16 protein-coding genes are annotated in these 17799 nt (G+C 72.8%); 7 read left to right on the top strand and 9 right to left on the bottom strand.

Annotated features, from left to right (window positions below):
* Positions 1-51 precede the first annotated feature (51 nt).
* Complete coding sequence (locus ACIG3E_RS28080) at positions 52-2898, bottom strand: hypothetical protein (protein WP_399622017.1); 2847 nt, start codon at positions 2896-2898, stop codon at positions 52-54.
* Positions 2899-3116: 218 nt separating this feature from the next.
* Positions 3117-4253: a serine hydrolase domain-containing protein gene (locus ACIG3E_RS28075; protein WP_399622014.1), complete on the bottom strand. Its 1137-nt coding sequence runs from the start codon at positions 4251-4253 to the stop codon at positions 3117-3119.
* Between the two features lie 131 nt (positions 4254-4384).
* Between ACIG3E_RS28075 and ACIG3E_RS28070 the strand changes: the two genes are divergently transcribed.
* Together ACIG3E_RS28070 and ACIG3E_RS28065 are read left to right on the top strand one after the other, a co-directional pair.
* Positions 4385-5011 (top strand): TetR/AcrR family transcriptional regulator, encoded by a 627-nt coding sequence (locus ACIG3E_RS28070; protein ID WP_399622012.1) that lies wholly within the window; start codon positions 4385-4387, stop codon positions 5009-5011.
* A gap of 183 nt (positions 5012-5194) precedes the next feature.
* On the top strand, positions 5195-5779 hold the full coding sequence (locus ACIG3E_RS28065; protein ID WP_399622009.1) for a TerD family protein: 585 nt from the start codon (positions 5195-5197) through the stop codon (positions 5777-5779).
* Between the two features lie 144 nt (positions 5780-5923).
* Here the strand turns inward: ACIG3E_RS28065 and ACIG3E_RS28060 are convergent, their stop codons facing one another.
* Together ACIG3E_RS28060 and ACIG3E_RS28055 are read right to left on the bottom strand one after the other, a co-directional pair.
* Positions 5924-6130, bottom strand: a complete 207-nt coding sequence (locus ACIG3E_RS28060; RefSeq protein WP_399622006.1) for an antitoxin — start codon at positions 6128-6130, stop codon at positions 5924-5926.
* 153 nt (positions 6131-6283) lie between these two features.
* The gene (locus ACIG3E_RS28055) at positions 6284-7954 is read right to left on the bottom strand and encodes a methyltransferase (protein WP_399622003.1); all 1671 of its coding nucleotides are present in this window, start codon (positions 7952-7954) and stop codon (positions 6284-6286) included.
* Between the two features lie 755 nt (positions 7955-8709).
* Here ACIG3E_RS28055 and ACIG3E_RS28050 point away from each other — a divergent pair.
* On the top strand, positions 8710-9264 hold the full coding sequence (locus tag ACIG3E_RS28050) for a sigma-70 family RNA polymerase sigma factor (protein WP_399622000.1): 555 nt from the start codon (positions 8710-8712) through the stop codon (positions 9262-9264).
* 268 nt (positions 9265-9532) lie between these two features.
* Here the strand turns inward: ACIG3E_RS28050 and ACIG3E_RS28045 are convergent, their stop codons facing one another.
* From ACIG3E_RS28045 to ACIG3E_RS28030, 4 genes are all read right to left on the bottom strand, one after another.
* Positions 9533-9901 (bottom strand): YbjQ family protein, encoded by a 369-nt coding sequence (locus ACIG3E_RS28045; RefSeq protein ID WP_242728073.1) that lies wholly within the window; start codon positions 9899-9901, stop codon positions 9533-9535.
* 130 nt (positions 9902-10031) lie between these two features.
* Positions 10032-10553: a DUF3618 domain-containing protein gene (locus tag ACIG3E_RS28040; protein ID WP_399621996.1), complete on the bottom strand. Its 522-nt coding sequence runs from the start codon at positions 10551-10553 to the stop codon at positions 10032-10034.
* A complete protein-coding gene (locus ACIG3E_RS28035; RefSeq protein WP_399621993.1) occupies positions 10529-10957 on the bottom strand; it encodes a phage holin family protein in 429 nt (142 codons plus the stop codon). The genes ACIG3E_RS28040 and ACIG3E_RS28035 overlap by 25 nt, the downstream gene beginning before the upstream one ends.
* 2 nt (positions 10958-10959) lie before the next feature.
* Positions 10960-11604, bottom strand: a complete 645-nt coding sequence (locus ACIG3E_RS28030; protein WP_399621990.1) for a hypothetical protein — start codon at positions 11602-11604, stop codon at positions 10960-10962.
* Between the two features lie 136 nt (positions 11605-11740).
* Between ACIG3E_RS28030 and ACIG3E_RS28025 the strand changes: the two genes are divergently transcribed.
* On the top strand, positions 11741-12820 hold the full coding sequence (locus ACIG3E_RS28025; RefSeq protein ID WP_399621987.1) for a YihY/virulence factor BrkB family protein: 1080 nt from the start codon (positions 11741-11743) through the stop codon (positions 12818-12820).
* Between the two features lie 30 nt (positions 12821-12850).
* Here the strand turns inward: ACIG3E_RS28025 and ACIG3E_RS28020 are convergent, their stop codons facing one another.
* The gene (locus tag ACIG3E_RS28020; protein ID WP_399621984.1) at positions 12851-14083 is read right to left on the bottom strand and encodes an FAD-dependent oxidoreductase; all 1233 of its coding nucleotides are present in this window, start codon (positions 14081-14083) and stop codon (positions 12851-12853) included.
* A gap of 200 nt (positions 14084-14283) precedes the next feature.
* Between ACIG3E_RS28020 and ACIG3E_RS28015 the strand changes: the two genes are divergently transcribed.
* The 3 genes from ACIG3E_RS28015 (at position 14284) to ACIG3E_RS28005 (ending at position 17787) form a co-directional block, all read left to right on the top strand.
* Entirely contained in the window at positions 14284-15387 is a 1104-nt protein-coding gene (locus tag ACIG3E_RS28015; protein ID WP_399621981.1) for an NAD(P)H-dependent flavin oxidoreductase, read from the top strand.
* A gap of 136 nt (positions 15388-15523) precedes the next feature.
* Positions 15524-17080 carry an acyl-CoA synthetase gene (locus ACIG3E_RS28010; protein ID WP_399621979.1) on the top strand — a complete coding sequence of 519 codons (1557 nt, stop codon included), beginning with the start codon at positions 15524-15526 and terminating at the stop codon, positions 17078-17080.
* Positions 17081-17295: 215 nt separating this feature from the next.
* A complete protein-coding gene (locus ACIG3E_RS28005; protein WP_399621977.1) occupies positions 17296-17787 on the top strand; it encodes a VOC family protein in 492 nt (163 codons plus the stop codon).
* Positions 17788-17799 lie beyond the last annotated feature (12 nt).

Below are 17799 nucleotides of genomic sequence, written 5' to 3'. Positions count from 1 at the left end.
GGCGGGCGGTTGGCGGGTCTCCTGATCGCGCGGCGGGCGCGAGCGCCCCGGCTACTGTTCGAGCGGGACCGGCAGGCGCTCCCCGCTCGTGCCGTCGTACCTCCCGAGCGGCGCCGTGGTGTCCAGGCCGTCGCGGTCGGTGACGCGGACGGCGATCGTGTGGGCTCCGGAGCCGGTGGAGCGGACGTCGAAGGAACCGCCCGTCGCCACCGCGCGGCCGTCGACGAGCCACGCCACGTCGGCGCCGGTGATCGGGCCGTGCTGCGGCGAGCTGCCCTGGGCGGTCAACAGCGGGCCGTCGACGGTGCCGAGCAGCACCTCGGGCGGTTGCGGAGGGAGGGCGAACGGCGGGGTCTGCACGTACGACGTGTGGTAGCCGTTGGTCGCGATGACCTGCGCCACGCACCGCTCGTGCCCCGGCATCGTGCGCAGGTCCAGGTCGAAGGACGTGCCGCTGAGGTTGACCCCCGGGCGGGGCGCGAAGGTCCCGTCGGCGTTGGTGAACCGCACGAAGTACGTGAAGGCGGGGCGGGGTTCGGGCTCGCCGACGTCCAGTCGCTGCCAGCGCAGGTGCAGGACGCCCTCGGTGTCGATCTCCGGCGTGGACAGCGGCGTGTTCAGGATGAACTGCGGCGGGCCGGACGGTACGACCAGCGCGCCCAGCTCGGTCCCGTCGCGACGCAGGACGACCCGGTGGGCCCGCGCGGCGTAGGGCAGGCGGGCGCTGAAGGCTGCTTCCTGTTGGTCGTGGCGGTCGAAGACCACGACGGTCGGCGCGCTGGCCAGGACCTGCCCGGCCGCGTCCTCGACGGACACGGTGTGGACGGGGCCGGGGACCGTCCGCGGCGGCGACGGCTTGCGGAACGTCCGCAGGCACGGCTGCCAGCGCACCGCCCCGGAGCGGGTGACCCGGCCGCGCACCCGCACGTAGTGGCCAGGGAACGGGCGGCTGGTGGTGGTCAGCACGGCGGGCACCGTGCCGTGGACGGGCCGCTCGGGCGGTGCCGCGTCGGCCTGTTCGCCGCGCACGGACAGGGTGTTGAGCAGTCGCAGCCAGTGGTAGCCGCTCATCCAGCGGGTGTCGAGACCGCAGTAGCCCATCAGGTCACCGACGTTGGCCGGGTGGATGGTGCGGGTCAGCGGTTCCACGCCGACCTCGCCGATGCGGCCGTCGGGCGGTGTGAAGTCCTCGTCGACGTTCTGCGGGTCGCCGCAGGGAGCGTGCCGAAGGCCCAGCAGATGGCCCACCTCGTGGGCGAACGTGGTCTCGAAGTCGTACCCGAACGCCACGTGGTCGTCGTACCGCGCCTTGCCCCGGACGCCCATGGGGACGGCCTGGTCGATCATCGCGTACAGCAACTGGTCGTCGTTGCCGTGGTCCTCCTGGATGTCCTCCAGGTCGTCGATGAAGTCCTCCTGTCCGTCCTCGCTGGTCAGGTCGCGGGTGGTGTGGATCTCGGTGAGGCCAGGAACCGTGTAGTAGACGATCCCGCCGGTGTCGGCGATGGGGTAGCGCCGGGGGAGGGTGTCCGCGACGGAGCGGTAGTGCGCCTCGGTCAGGGCCGGGACCGTCGGGGTCGACACCCGCACCATCCAGACGGTCACCGGCCGCGTCGCCCGGAAGTCGGCCGTGACCTCCATGGGGTTGCTGAGGGTGCCCGCGACCTCCGCCTGCACCTGGATCTTGGCCGTTCCGGCCGTCACCCGGTCCGCGGGGATGAGGAAGTTCAGGGTGTGCCCGATCTGCCCCCGGTCGACCTGCGCGACGGGCCGGGCCGTGATCGGATTCAGCGAACGGGCGGTGAAGGAGCCGCCGTTGAGGGTGAGTGTCCCGACCACCCCGGCCACGGTGCCGCCCTCGCGCGGATCGATGCCGGAGTCCAGATAGACGCGGACCAGCGTGGCCTTGCCCGCCGCGAGGGCGTGCTGGGGACCGCCCGCGGGCGGGGTGAAGTGCTGGGTGGCCTGGGTGACCTCGACGCCGGTGATCTCCAGGTTCGGGGTGGCGTCGGGGGGCAGGAGCTCGCTGCTCATCGTGAGCAGGAAGCCGTTGTGGGTCTGGTCGGTCTGGGTGGGGCCGAGGGCGTGGCGGCCCAGGGTGTCGGGCTCGTTCGGGTCGATGGTGATCATCGCGCGGCCGAGGAAGTTCTCGTAGGCGCCGCCGCTCGGCCAGGACTCGTCGTCGTGGGTGTACGCCTCGACCCAGATCCGGGTCGGCCCGCCCACGGCCAGCGTGGTGACGGGGGAGGGGAGGCCGCTGGCGAGCGGGAAGAGCGCCTCGTCGAAGACGCGGTCGCCGCCGTTGTTCCAGCGCAGGAGCTCCTGGTCGATGGCCTCGGCGTCACCCTGGGCCGGGGCGAAGGCGCGGACGTACAGGCCCATGTGTGTGAAGTCGCTGTTCTCGTCGTCGAAGACCACCACGTCCTTGAAGACGAGTCGTACGTGCCGGAATCCGCGTGGCGGGACGGTTTCCAGGAGGCCGGTGACGGCGTAGCCGGTCTGGCCGTTGTCGGTGGTGGTGGGGCCGAGCAGGATCTGGCCGAGCTGGCTCGGCTCGCGGGTGTCGAAGACGACCTCCGCCTCGCCGAGGAAGTTCTCGTGGTGGCCCTCGTCGGGCCAGCGCTCGTCGTTGTCCGTGTACGCCTTGACGTGGAGGCGGCCGATGCCGCCCGGTTCGCCGCCGATGTCGAACACCAGGACGCTCGGGTATTCCTGGTCGCCGTCCAGCGGGTACTGGAAGTTGTCCTCGACCTCGCCGTTGCGTCTGTTCCAGCGGAACTCCGCCACCTGGTTGCCGGAGTTGTCGAGGACGCGGACGTACAGGCCCATGCGGGTCGAACCCGACTCCTCGTCCTCGAAGAGGTAGACGGTGTTGAGCGTGAGACGCATGAGGGTCATGAGCGCCACCTCTGATCGCGGGGTTGATGAGCTGTGTCAACGCGCTCGTGCAGGCAGCGGCGCGGAAGGTCGACTATGTCGAGAGGTGCGGGTGAGGGCCAGCGTCCGTTCCGCTCAATGGAACAGCGGCCGTGCCGTACGGCGAAATCACCCGATCGTGTGACCCCTTGGGCGCCCCGGCGCCGGTGCCCGCGCCGCCACCACCGGGGCGGCGGACGCTACTTCGTCAGGGACCGCGCGCAGTACCCCTGCTGGAAGGCGGCCCAGAAGGGCTTGTCGGGCCCGGTCTCGACGATCGGGTTCCAGTTGGTGTGGGCCACGAGCTGGTGGTTGCCGTCGCGGCTGTTGAGGGCGAAGGTCAGATATCCGGGGGCGCTGCCTCCGTGACCGTACGCGGGGCCGCAGTCCGTGGCGTAGACGTACATCCCCAGGCCGTAGCCGACCGCGGGCCGCGGGCTGCCGGTCGTGGGGACGGTGTCGTCGAGCATCTGGCGCAGGACGGCCGGGGGCAGCAGCCGCCCGCGCAGCAGGGCCCGGTAGAAGCGCGCCGTGTCGGCCGCGGTGGTCACGAGGGCGCCCGACGCTCCCGCCTCGGACGGGCTGAGGGAGGTGACGTCGTACCGCGTGGGGTCCGGCACGTCCGGCAGCAGCCGCGAGACGTCCGCGTAGCCGTGCGCATGGGGCCCGGCGATGGTGGTGTCCGCCAAGGGGTAGGAGGTGTCCCGCAGGCCGAGCGGCTTGAGGATGCGCTGCTCCAGGTTGGTGCGCAGATCGCGGTCGGTGATGCGCTCGACGATGAGGTCGAGCAGCAGGTAGTTGGTGTTGGAGTACCGGAACCGGGTGCCCGGCTCGGGGAAGTACCGGTCCTCGGCGAGGCCGATGCCGATCAGCTGCTCGCGGGGCCAGTACTGGTCGAGGCCGCGGAAGTGGGGGAGCAGTCCTTCGACGTAGTCGTACAGGCCGCTCGTGTGGTTGAGCAGCTGACGGACCGTGATGGGCGCGCCGGACAGCGCGTTGTCGGCGCGGACCTGGTCGGGCAGCAGGCGCTGCACGGTGTCGTCGAGGCGCAGCCGGTGCTCGGCGACGAGTTGCAGCACGACCGTCGCGGTGAAGGTCTTGGTGATGCTCCCGGCGCGGAACTTCAGGTGCGGACTCATCGGGGCGGCGGTGGCACGGTCCGCGAGGCCCGCCGCGCCGAAGCGGGCCTTCGTGCCGTCGCGGGCGAGCAGGAAGGCGCCGGGGTTGGGGTTCGGGTCGGCCACCACCCGGTCGACCAGCGTCTGCAAGGCCGGTTCGCGGGTGGGCAGGCGGTGGCCCTCCGCCTGCCCGCCACCGCCGGTGCTGGCGGCGGCCACACCGGAAGGGAGGAGGGAAGCGACAGCAATCACCAGTGCCAGTAAGCGAGTTGAACGACGTCGAAGCATCGTGGACCCCTTCTCCAGTAGCAATATATACATACGGTTATAGCGCACGGTACCGTCTTCACGTGCCGAGAGTCGCCGACCACGACGCCCGCAACGGGCAGATCACCGATGCCGTCCAACGCCTGATCGTGCGGGACGGCCTGACCGGCGTGACCGTCGCGCGGACCGCCGCCGAAGCAGGCATGTCCGTGGGCCTGGTGCAGCACTACTTCACGGCGAAGGACGAGATGCTGCTCGCCACGTTCACCCGCGCCAACGCGCGCTTCACCGCGCGCGTGGAGGAACTGGTGAACCGCGGCGAGGCACAGGGCCGCACCATCGCCACGATGCTGCGCCAGGCCCTGGCCGAGCTCGTGCCGCTCGACGAGGGCCGCCGCGCCGAGTTCCTGGTCCGCCGCGCCTTCGCGGACCTGGCCGCGCACCACAGCCGCCTCGCCGCCATCCAGAGGCAGACCCTCGCGGGCATCCGCGCCCGCGTCGCCCGGGCCATCGACAACGGCAAGGCGTGCGGCGAGGTCGCCCAGCGCGTCGACGCCACCGGCCAGGCCCTGCGGATCGTCGCGTGCGCGGAGGGACTCGCCCTGCACACGCACATCGACCCCGAGGGCACGCCGGAAGCGGCGGTCCTCACCGCCCTGGACGAGGAAATCGCCCGCGTCTTCACGGGCACGTGCCGACGCGCGCGGTGACGCCCGATCCCCGTGGGCGAGTTGCCTGGTCAACGACGCCGCTCGGGCGTGGGCCGAAACCGGTCCGTGGCCGAGTCGGGATGTGAGGCGACGCACGTCAGCCGGGCCCCGCCCCATGGAACCAACGGGGCGCCAGGCACACTCTGCGTGTAGGAGCCCGTTAGACCAAAGGATGGCACGCACGTGATCACGCTTACCAAGGAAGACGGCCCGGCGGACCTCGATGGGGTGACCCACCTCTCGATCGGAGCTTCCTGGGACCCCACCGCCGGCAGCAGCGGCGGGGTGCTGGGCAAGCTCCGCCGCAAGACCGGCACGGACCTCGACCTGATAGCCATCGCCATGCAGGGCGCGGACCCGGTGCGCCTCGCGGGTCTCGATTCGCTGGACCCGATGGGCAACGGCTCGCTGGTCCACAGCGGCGACAACCAGACCGGCCACGGCGACGGGGACGACGAGACGGTGACGGTCGAGTTCGCCCGGCTCCCGTCCAACATCACGGCGATCGTGTTCGTCGCGGCCGCGTACAAGAAGGGCAGTTCCTTCCAGAAGGCGCGCAACATCAGCTTCAAGGTCTACGACGCGACCGGCGGCAGCTCTCAGCAGGTTGCCGACATCTGGCCGAGCCTGCTCAGCCAGGACAACGGTTGCGCCGTAGCCAAGGCCGTGCGGGTCGGTAGCACGTGGAAGCTCGAAGTGGTCAACACGACGGGGAAGATCAAGCAGGGGGACGAGCACGCCCTGATGCGCTTCGCTGTGAGCAAGTAGCACGCCTGCGGGGCCCGGCGTCGAAGGGGCCCGGCGCCGAAGGGGGCCGGGCCCGGGGCGAGCCCATGCCGTCCGGGTGAGCGGGAGGTCCGGGAGCCCGACGGCGGTGCGGCGCCCGGACCCGTGGTCAGCTCGCGGGGCGGCTCAGTGCTTGTCCTCGCGCTTCTCGCCGAGGTTCTGGACCACGTCCTGGGCCTTGTCGACGGCAGTGTCGATCTTCTCGGTGTGCTTGCCGCCGGTCTTGTCGTCGACAAGGTCGCCGGCCTTCTCCAGGCCGTCGGACACCTTGTCCCCGTGGGCTTCGGTGAGTTCTTCGGCCTTCGCCTTGGCGTTCTTCAGCGCGTCGAACATGTACGGGCCTGTCTCCTGGGGTGAAGCACCTGGTCAGAGACCATTTTCCCAGGGGACGGGCAGCGGACAAGAAGGCTCTCGGAGCGTTGGCCGGGCGGGACGGTGTGCGCCGGGCTCGCTGCCTGGGGCGGCCGCGAGCTCGGCCGTCGACGACTACGAGGCCTCTGTCGCGGGCCGTCGGCGGGCGCACAGCAGGCTGCCGTCCAAGGGGAGGTCGTGCACGGTGTCCAGCGTGAATCCGGCCGAGGCGAGAAGCCGTTCGTACTCGGCGGCGGTCCGCTCGCGGCCGCCCACGTTGCACATCATGTGCAGGTCCCAGGAGACGGCCAGGGAGGCCGATCCGTCGGTCGGCAGGAGGCGCTCCACGATCAGCAGGGCGGCGCCGTCCGGCATGCTCGCCGCGCAGCCGCGGAGGATCGTCAGGGCCCGGTCGTCGTCCCAGTCGTGCAGGACGCGGGAGAGCAGATAGACGTCTCCGCCCTCCGGTACGGCTGCCAGGAAGTCGCCTTCGACGAACTCGCACCGGTGGGCCCAGCTCGTGTCGGCCCACTGCTGCCGTGCGGCCGCCAGTACGTCGGGCCGCTCGAACAGCACACCGCGCAGATGCGGTACGTGCTCCAGGATCCGGCCGAGCAGGTGGCCGTTGCCCCCGGCCACATCCACCACCACCCGGGCACCGCGGAAGTCGAAGAGCCCGGGGATCGGCGCGAACATGGCCGCGCTCGCGGCCATCGCGGCGTCGAAGAGCCGGGCGAGGCGGGGGTGTTCGGTGAGGTAGTCGAAGTGTCCCTTCCCGAAGAGCGCGGCGAAGGACTCCTGGCCGGTCCGAACGGAGTGGGCCAGGGCGCCGAAGGAGTCGTAGAAGGGCCCGCCGTAGAGCAGGGCCAGCGGGCGCAGCGAGGGGTCGGCGTCCTGTCGCAGGAGCGCACCCATGTCCGTGGCCACATAGGACTCACCGGCCGGTGCCACCAGGCCCGTAGCCGCGAGGTGGCGCAGCAGCCGGGCCAGGCCCCGCGGGTCGGCTCCGACCCGCGCCGCCACCTGCGCGACCGGCAGGGGGCGCGGCTGCGCGCCGCGTCCCACCGGCAGGTGGTCGAGCACGTCCAGCTCGGCGGCCACGGCGATCGCCTGCGTGGTCCAGGCGCCGGTCATCAGTTCAAGGAGGCGCTTGGCGGGGTCGGGCGCTGTCGCCTCAAGATGTGCGGTCAGCGCCAGCGGGTGGTGCCCGCGGGCCCGGATCTCCAGCCGCCGGTAGCGCGGCGGCCGCAGCTGCGCGCGCCCGGTGGGACCTGCCGCTCCGGCGCTGCGGAAGTACAGCACCGTGCAGTCCTCGTGCCTGTTGTGCCCTCCGCCGTCCGGTACGAGACCGCCCCGCCCGCCGAGGAGCGCGCGGAGTCCGGACAGCACGACCGTGTTCGGCGCCAGCACGTCGAGGGCGACGTGCGACTCGTTGTGCTCGGCGCGTTCTCTGGCGGCGATCGCGTCGTGCGGCGAGCCCGGCGGGAGCTCCAGCGCGAAGACCTCGACGGTACGTGCGCTGTCGCCCGGCCCCGGAAGGCCCGCGTGCAGGATCGAGACGTCCAGGCACTCGGGCGGCACGCCGTACCGCTGGCCGAGCCGCGCCCGCACGACGGTGCTGGGAACCGCCTTGCCGACGGTCAGCCCTTCGGCGCGCAACCCGGCGGTCAGCGCGTCGATCGAGGCCGGAAACACCAGCGCCGCCACGTGGGCCAGGGTGCAGTGCGCGGCCATCTCCGCCCGCTCCCGCTCCGTGAGCGCGGGAACCAGCTCGGCCAGCACGCCGTCGGTGTCCGCGCCGTGCACCCATGCCAGAGCATCACGGATCGAGTGGAGGTCTGCCGGGTCCAGAGCCGTCGGGTCCGGAGCCGTCGGGTCCGGAACCGTCGGGCCGGGACCCGTAGGGTCGGGATGGGTCGGGTCGGAGCACGCGGGTTCAGCGCGTGCCTGATCGGTGCGTCGTAGGTCGAGGCGGGTCGGGTGGGGCAGGGCCGTCGGTACTCGCTGAGCCGTCAAGGTCAGCTCCTCTCGGTGCACACCGCTGGGGAGACAGCGGCACGCGGTACTACGTCGCCCCCACCGCACTCCGGCACCTCGTTCCGGCCAGTCTTCGCCTCGTTCGAGCCAGCAAGGGGCCGGTGGCGCTCCTCGGTGGCGCCCTCCCACCGGGCCGTGAACGGGCATGGCGCAGGCCCCTGTCGGGCTCCGGGCGGGCCTGCGCCCCGGCCGAGCAGGCCGCTGACCAGGCATCCGGAGCGGTGGAGGCGCGACGGAACGGGCACACTCGGGCCCAACGTGTCGTACAACGGGCGCTTCCGTTCCCGCGCACCGCGGGTAGAAAGACGCCATAGGCCCCACACGGGGGGTCGCCCAGTGGCAGCCGTTCCCTGACGACGAGGTCGGGACGCCACGAGGCCCAGGGCGCCGACGAAGAGGCCGTTCGCCCCGTCCCCGCCCCGCACCGCTTGGCGCGCGTCACGTCAGGGAACCCCGCGCCATCACGCGCCGGTGCCCGCTGCCGCTCATGTACGCGACGGAGGGGGAGCACGTTGCTGGATGTGATGCCGCCGAGGACACGGGGTGCGCACACCGCCCGGGCGGCGGAGCCGACGGAGGAATTCCTCAGGGCGCTGTACCACCGCCACGGGGCGGTCATGCTCCGCTTCGCCGCCCGGCTGACGGGCGGCGACTGGCACCGCGCCGAGGACGTCTTCCAGGAGACGGCGATCCGCGCGTGGCAGCACTCGGGCGAACTCGACCCGACGGCCGAGACACTGCGGCCCTGGCTGTTCGCCGTCGTCCGCAATCTGGTGATCGACGGCTACCGGCTGCGTCGGGCCCGGCCACCGGAAGAGGGCGAGCCGGGCCCGGCCCAGCTGCCGGTGGCGGACGGCGTCGATCACACGCTCACGCGCCAGGTGGTGGTGGAGGCCCTGCGGGAGCTGTCGGCCCGCCACCGGGAGGTGCTGCTGCACCTGTACTACCTGGGACGCACCGTCACGCAGACCGCCGAGGCCCTCGGCGTGCCCGCCGGGACCGTCAAGTCACGCTCGTACTACGCGATGCGGGCCCTCAGCGACAGCCTGCGCGGCCGCGGGCTCACCACCCCCGACTGACCCCGCCCGGGGGAGGGGCCGCCGAGGACGTACGCTCCGAGGAGCAGCTCGACGTGGCCGAACCCGGCGACTCCGGCGGCGGCGAGACCTGGTCTCAGCCGGTGAACGAGATCCTCGCGCGGTACGGGCTGACGCTGCACGTCGCCTGACACGTCGACGCCGACCGCCCCCGCGAACGCGTCGCGCCCGAGGCGACGCGCCCGGCCCCGACGCCGCGCCGACAGGCCACCGCACCGGGCGCGCCGCGCCGCCGGAGTCCCTTGCCCCGCTATCCCTTGGGGGCGAGGACCACGGCGGTTCCGTACGCGCAGACCTCCGTGCCCACGTCCGCCGCCTCCGTCACGTCGAAGCGCATCATGAGGACCGCGTTCGCACCCCGTGACCTGGCCTGTTCCACCAGCCGTTCCATGGCCTGGTTCCGCGTCTCGACCAGGGTTTTCGTCAGGCCCTTCAGTTCGCCGCCGACCAGGGACTTCAGGCCCGCGCCGATCTGCGAGCCGAGGTGCCGCGAGCGCACCGTCAGACCGAAGACCTCACCGATGACCTGCTGCACCTGATGCCCCGGAACGTCGTTGGTGGTCACGACCAGGACGTCGGACTGCGCGGCCTGGCCGCCGCCGAAATCCTCGATGCCCATACGAGTGCACCTCCTCGACGCCAGCATGGCCCGCCCCGCGGTGTCGTGCCAGTGGGACCCGGCCCGGGTGCGCCCCCAGAGGTAGCGAGGACCGCCCCGGCCGGTTCAGGCCGGGGCGGTGCGCCCGCGGTCACTCCGGCGTACGGGCCCGACGGGCCGTGGAGCGTGCCGCCTCCTGGGCCGTGTCCTTGACCGACGACACGGCCTCGCGGGCCGGGTCGCGCAGCTCGGTCCCGGCCTCGCGGGCCGCCCCCTGAGCGGCGTCCTTCACGGGGGCGACGAGCTCCTCGGAGTGGTCGCGCACCCGCTGGCCGACGCGGGTCTCGGCGGTGGTCGGCGGGAAGAGCGCGCCGACGAGCAGGCCCGCGCCGAAGGCGACCATCCCGGCCGCCAGCGGGCTGCCCTGGGTCCGGGCGCGCATCCGCTCGGGCGCCTGCCCGGCCTGCTCCCGCAGCTGCCCGGTGGTGTCGCCGACCTGCGCGGTGCCCATGACCCGGTCCCTGACGCCCTCGGCGCGGGAGCGCACCGCACGCGCGCGGCGGCGCGCCGCACGGGGTGGGCTGAGCCGCTCGGCGAGTCGGTCCACGCTGTCGGACAGATGCGCCCGGGTCTCCTCGGTCTCCTGCCTCAGCCGGTCGGGTGTCGGGCCCATTTGGCGTCCTCCTTCAACGAGTCGATCGAGCGCTCGGGCGTGAGCTGCACCGCGTGCATCCGCTTGCGCCCGGTGACGTACAGGACCGCGCCGACCACCGCCCACACCGCGGCGACGATCAACGCCGCCCACGCGCGGTCCATGACGTGGTCGAGGCCGAAGACCGCCGCGAGGCTGGCGAGCGCGAGGGCGAGGCCGGTGGCGTATCCGGAGCCTCCGTAGAGGCCCGCCGCCTGCCCCGCCTGTCCGCCCTGCTCCTTCAACTCCGCCTTGGCCAGGTCGACTTCGGTGCGTACGAGATGGGTCAGGTCGTTGGTGATCTCCCCTACGAGGTCACCGATGGAGGCGTCCGGGGCGGGGGCCGGGCGGGTGGCCGGTGGCCGGTCGGTGTGCGGGGCGGCCACGGTCACCACCCCCGGCCGGTCGGGGGCGGCGGCGTGGCCGGGGGCTCCGGCGCCGCCGGGGTGGCGGAGGCGCCCAGGCGGGGCATGGGCGGGGGCCCTTCGCCGGGGGCCAGGGCGGGCTCGGGCGCGTACGGGGCGACGGACTCGGGCGCTTCGAGTGGCGCCGCCTCGTCGGCGGGCCGCTGCTCGGGCCGCTCCTCGGTGCGCTGCCCGGCCGCGCCGACGCCTCGCCCAAGCCGGGACACGGCGAGCCCGGCGAGCGCCGCGCCCGCCAGGAACATCCCGGGGCGGCTGCGCGCGAAATTCCGCGCGTCGTCGAGGAGTTCGTCGGCGCGACGGTGCTCCATGCGGTCCGCGATGCGGTGGCCGCTCTCCGCCAGCTGCCGCACGAGCGGCGCCGCGGGGGAGTCGGGCTTGGCGCTCTCGCCCATGTGCCACAGGTCCGTCGACAGGTGGCGCAGGCCCGCCGCGAGGCGTCGCACCTGCGCGTCGGCTTCGTCCGTGGCCTGCCCCCGCAGCCGTTCGTACAGGTCCCGGCCCTGGGCGACGGACTCGTGGACCACCTCCGCCGCGGCCTCGCGGGCGGCGCCCGCGACGTCCTGTCCGGTCGACCGGCCCTCGTGGCCGGGGTCGTGCATCCGGTCCATGGTTTCTCCCTGTGCAGTGCCTTGATGTCGGACGCCGCGCCGGGTACCCGGGGTGCTGATCGGAACACCGTCCGTACGCGACACGCGACGGCGCACTCCGGATTGGTTCGGGCCCGATGGGGTCACCCGTGCCCGTATGACAGACGGTGATGAGCGCAGGCACCAGCGGGACACCGCGGCCGATGACGCGCGACAGCAGCAGGAGGACCCCGCCCTCGGCCCCGGCCGTGAGGTCGAGCGGGCCGCGCCGGACGAGCCGGGCGAGTTGCCCGCCCGTTCCTGGTGGGCCGTGTCGCGCCGCACGGTGAAGGAGTTCCTGAACGACGACCTGCCCGACCGCGCCGCGGCCCTGACGTACTACAGCGTGCTGTCCCTGTTCCCGGCGATCCTGGTCATGGTCTCCGTCCTCGGGGTGATCGGGGAGTCGGCCACGCGCGCCGTGCTCGACAACCTGGACGACCTCGCGCCGGGGCCGGTGCGCGACCTGCTGACGGACGCCGTACGGCAGTTGCAGGACCGGGGCGGGGTCAGCGGTGTGGTGGCCCTGGCCGGGCTCGCGGCCGCGGTCTGGTCCGCGTCCGGCTACGTAGCCGCCTTCATCCGCGCGGCCAACGCCGTCTACGACGTGGCCGAGGGCCGCCCCGTGTGGAAGCTGACCCCGCTGCGGCTCGTGCTGACCCTGGTCCTGATGGTGCTGCTCGCCGTCAGCGCGGTGATCGTGGTGTTCACGGGCCCGCTCGCCGAGCGCGCCGGTGACGCCATCGGGGCGGGCGACGTGGCGGTCACCGCGTGGTCCATCGCGAAGTGGCCGGTGCTCTTCGTCCTGGTCGTCCTGATGATCGCGCTGCTGTTCTGGCGCGCGCCCAACGCCCGCACCTCCGGCTTCCGCTGGATCAGCCCCGGCAGCGCCGTGGCCGTCGTCCTGTGGCTGGTCGCCTCCGCCGGGTTCGCCGTGTACGCGGCCAACTTCGGCTCGTACAACAAGACGTACGGCACGCTCGCCGGGGTCATCGTCTTCCTCGTCTGGCTGTGGCTGACGAACCTGGCCGTCCTCCTCGGCCTGGAGTTCGACGCCGAACTCGCCCGCCAGCGCGCCATCAGCGGCGGCATGCCGGAGGCGCAGGAGCCGTACGTGGAGCCGCGTGACACCCGGAAGTGGCCGCGGGAGCTGCGGAAGCGGCTGCGCGGGAGCGACGGTGACCGGGCGGGCCGGTAACGGTGCCGGTCACCGTGGCGCGGCGGCCGGTCACCGGCGGGCGAATCCCGGGGCGTGCTCCGGCCGCACCCCCACCCCGCCCAGGTAACCGGTGACCGTCCGCAGCGGCGGCACCTTCTGCAGGAGCTTGAGCGGCAGCGGAAGCCGGTCGCCGCGGAGCGTTCCGGCCAGGGCGGGCCGCAGCAGCCTCTCGTGCTCGCCCCGCTGCGACGCGTGGGTCACCGCCATGGGCAGCCAGCGCCGCTTCTGCACCCGCTCCAGGTCCCGCAGGCCGACGTCGCCCCGCCGCAGCGGCGCCGCGAGGATGCGGGCCGCCGCCACCGCGTCCTGCACCGCGAGGTTGACGCCGACGCCGCCGACCGGGGACATGATGTGTGCCGCGTCCCCGATGCACAGCAGGCCGTCGCGGTACCAGCGGCGCAGTCGGCCCATGGTGACCTCCAGGAGTTTCACGTCGTCCCAGGACTCGATCCCGAGCAGCGCCTCGCGATCCCAGTCGAGCAGGTCGCCGAGCCGGTCCCGGAACCACTCGATGCCGTGGGCCCGCAGCCGCGCGTCCGCGCCCTTCTCGATGAGGTAGGAGGTCTGGTAGTAGTCGCCCCGGTCCATGGTGGCGGCGATCTGGCCGTCGCGGACGCTGAGGAACACGCGGCCGTCCTTGACCGGGTCGCGCGGCGCGGGCACGCGCACCTGCCACACGTCGATGGGCACGTCGAAGTAGTCGGGCGCGAGCCCGGCCTCCCGGCGCACCCGTGAGTCCCGGCCGTCGCAGGCGACGGTGAGGTCCGCCGCCAATTCGCCCCGGGCGCCGTGCTCGTCGACGTACGTCACTCCGGTGACGCGGCCCGTCCGGTCCGTGGACAGGCCCGTGGCCGCCGTGCGCATCCGCAGGGTGAAGCCCGGCTCCTCGGCGGCCGCGCCCGCGAGCAGATCGAGGAAGTCCCACTGCGGCACCATCGCGATGTACTTGTGGCGGCCGGGGATGCGGCGCAGGCTGCCCGCGACGACCGTCGTCCCGTCGATGTGCACCCGCATCTCCTGGAGCTTGCGGGCGGGCAGCTCGGCGAAGCGTTCGCCGAGGCCCAGTTCGTCGAGCAGCCGCAGGGTGGAGGGGTGGACGGTGTCCCCGCGGAAGTCGCGCAGGAAGTCCCCGTGCTTCTCCAGGACGGTCACCTCGACTCCGGCCCTGGCCAGCAGCAGGCCGAGCATCATGCCCGCGGGGCCGCCGCCCACCACACAGCACGTCGTGCGCTCGCGTTCCATGTCCGGCACCTTTCCCCTCCGTAGGGCGCCTCATGTCGCCGGGCGCCGCCCGCACAGCACTCTAACCGATCGGTCAGGCATCTGACCGTTCGGTTAGTCGCAGAGGTGTCGGGGGCGTCGGCCGAAGTGGCGCCAGGAGAATCTGACGTCGTATCAGAAAATCTCTTCCGTCGTCCGGACGCCTGCGGCATCCTGCGCCCATGCAGACGGAGCTGAGCAAGCGACTGGGAGTCGAGCACGCCGTCTTCGGCTTCACGCCGTTCCCCGCGGTGGCCGCGGCCATCAGCAGGGCCGGAGGCTTCGGCGTGCTCGGCGCGGTGCGCTACACCGCGCCCGACGACCTCGCGCGCGACCTCGACTGGATGCAGGACCACGTCGACGGCCGCCCCTACGGCCTCGACGTGGTGATGCCCGCGAAGAAGGTCGAGGGCGTCAGCGAAGCCGACGTCGAGGCGATGATCCCCGAGAGCCACCGGCAGTTCGTCAAGGACACCCTGGCCCGGCACGGCGTACCCGAGCTCGCCGAGGGCGAGGCGGCGGGCTGGCGCGTCACCGGCTGGATGGAACAGGTCGCCCGCGGCCAGCTCGACATCGCCTTCGACTACCCGATCAAACTCCTGGCCAACGCGCTCGGTTCACCGCCCGCGGACGTCGTCGCGCGCGCCCACGAGCGGGGCGTGCTCGTCGCCGCGCTCGCGGGCAGCGCCCGGCACGCGCGCAAGCACGCCGAAGCAGGCCTCGACATCGTGGTCGCCCAGGGCTACGAGGCGGGCGGCCACACCGGCGAGATCGCCTCCATGGTCCTCACGCCCGAAGTCACCGAGGCCGTCGCGCCGCTGCCCGTGCTCGCCGCGGGCGGCATCGGCAGCGGCGAACAGGTCGCCGCCGCCCTTGCCCTCGGAGCGCAGGGCGTGTGGCTCGGCTCGGTCTGGCTCACCACGACCGAGGCCGACCTGCACTCCCCGGCCCTCACGCGCAAGCTGCTCGCCGCGGGCTCCGGCGACACCGTCCGCTCCCGCGCGCTCACCGGCAAACCCGCGCGCCAGCTGCGTACCGCGTGGACCGACGCCTGGGACGACCCGGCGGGACCCGGCACGCTGCCCATGCCGCTCCAGGGGCTGCTCGTCGCCGAGGCCGTCTCGCGGATCCAGAAGTACGAGGTGGAGCCGCTGCTCGGCACGCCCGTGGGGCAGATCGTCGGCCGGATGACGGCCGAGCGCAGCGTCCAGGCCGTCTTCGACGACCTGACCAGCGGCTTCGAGAGGGCCGTCGCCCGGCTCAACCGCATCGCGGGGGGCGCTTGACCGCGGGCTCGACCCCGCGCCCTCCCCGCGCCCCGCCGCACGGTCAAGGGGGCCAGACCGCACCGCCCCATGAGCCCGACCGCACCGCCCCACCGGACCGACCGCCCGGCCCGACCCCGCCCGAGGAGGCAGCCCGATGACCAACAGCGCCCCGCCCAACGGCTTCTGGGCCCAGGCGACCGCCGACCCGGACCGGACCGTGCTGACCGCGCCCGACGGGACGTCCTGGACGGCGGGCCGCCTGCACGCCGCCGTCAACCAGCTCGTGCACGGGCTGCGCGCGGCGGGCCTGGAGCGCGGCGACGCGTTCGCCGTCGTGCTGCCGAACGGCGTCGAGTTCCTCACCGCCTACCTCGCCGCCGCACAGGCGGGCCTCTACCTCGTCCCGGTCAACCACCACCTCGTCGGCCCGGAGATCGCCTGGATCGTCGCCGACTCCGGCGCCGAGGTGCTCATCGCCCACGAGCGGTGCGCCGCCGCGGCGACGGCCGCCGCCGACGAGGCCGGACTCCCGGCCGCGCGCCGCTACGCCGTCGGCGACGCCCCCGGCTTCCGCCCGTACGCCGAACTCCTCGCCGGGCAACCCGATTCGCCCCCGCGGGACCGGACGCTCGGCTGGGTCATGAACTACACCTCGGGCACGACAGGACGGCCACGCGGCATCCGCCGCCCGCTGCCCGGCAAGCCCCCGGAGGAGGCCTACCTCGGCGGGTTCCTCGGCATCTTCGGCATCAAGCCCTTCGACGGCAACGTGCACCTGGTGTGCTCCCCGCTCTACCACACCGCCGTCCTCCAGTTCGCCGGCGCCGCCCTGCACATCGGACACCCCCTGGTCCTCATGGACCGGTGGACGCCCGAGGAGATGCTGCGCCTCATCGACCGCCACAAGTGCACGCACACGCACATGGTCCCCACCCAGTTCCACCGCCTGCTCGCACTGCCCGACACGGTCAGGGCCGCGTACGACGTGTCGTCGATGCGGCACGCCATCCACGGGGCCGCGCCCTGCCCCGAGCACGTCAAGCGGGCGATGATCGACTGGTGGGGGGAGTGCGTCGAGGAGTACTACGCGGCCAGCGAGGGCGGCGGCGCGTTCGCGACGGCCCGCGACTGGCTGAAGAGGCCCGGCACGGTCGGGAAGGCCTGGCCGATCAGCGAGCTCGCGGTCTTCGACGACGACGGCGACCGGGTGCCGCCCGGTGAACTCGGCACCGTCTACATGAAGATGATCACCGGCGGATTCGCGTACCACAAGGACGAGGCGAAGACCCGCAAGAACCGCATCGGTGACTTCTTCACCGTCGGCGACCTGGGCTATCTGGACGAGGACGGCTATCTCTACCTCCGCGACCGCAGGATCGACATGATCATCTCGGGCGGCGTCAACATCTACCCCGCCGAGATCGAGTCCGCCCTGCTCACCCACCCCGCGGTCGCGGACGCCGCCGTGTTCGGCATCCCGCACGACGACTGGGGCGAGGAGGTCAAGGCCGTCGTCGAGCCCGCGCCCGGGCACGCGGCGGACGAGGCGCTCGCCGCGGACATCCTGGGCCACTGCGAACGGCACCTGGCGGGCTACAAGCGGCCGAAGAGCGTTGACTTCGTCGCGGCGATGCCCCGCGACCCGAACGGCAAGCTCTACAAGCGGCGCCTGCGGGAGCCGTACTGGGAGGGCCGGGACAAGGCGCTCTGAGGCCGCAGCGCGCACGGGCTCCACCCGCGGCTCCGCCCACCCGCCTCGGGCGTCGGCAAAGCCGCCCCCCCCCCGCCGAAAAGATGCGCCCCTCAGCACCTCTCGGACAATTGGTGACAGGTGGATGGTTCTCGCAGCACGCGTCTGCCCCGCTCCCGCGTCGATCAGTGACGCCGCCGTGGGGTGGGGCGGGGCGCGGACGGAAGGGATGGGCCATGGCGGTCGCCAGCACTCCGATGGACCTCACCCGAGGTGCCCACGTCGGGATCTCGGTGTCGGACCTGGACGTGTCGATCGCGTTCTACCGGGCCCTCACCGGGCGGGAGCCCGTCGTCGCGGACAAGACCATGCACAGCGTGCCGTTCGGCCTGTCGCAGGGGCTGCCCGTCGCGAAGCTGCGGTACGCCACGTTCAACCTCGACAACATCGGCATCGACCTCATCCAGTTCCAGGAGCCGGTCGGCGAACGGACGAACGGGGCGGCGAACCGCCCCGGCTCCATGCACCTGTGCTTCAAGGTCGACGACTTCGACGCCGTGTACCGGCGCATGAAGGAAGCGGGCTACGACTTCCTCGGCGACGACTACACCTTCATCGCGGGCGAGGTCACCCCCGATGAGGCACTGGGCACGCGGGTCGCCTACTTCAACGACCCGGACGGCACCAATCTGGAGATCATCCGCCCCGAGGGCGGCTTCGCCAACTAGCCGTCACAGAGG

This window comes from Streptomyces sp. NPDC053474 (genome assembly GCF_044544845.1).
Taxonomy (GTDB): Bacteria; Actinomycetota; Actinomycetes; order Streptomycetales; family Streptomycetaceae; genus Streptomyces.
Note: the sequence above shows the minus strand (reverse complement) of the source record. Positions and strands in the feature narration are given on the sequence as shown.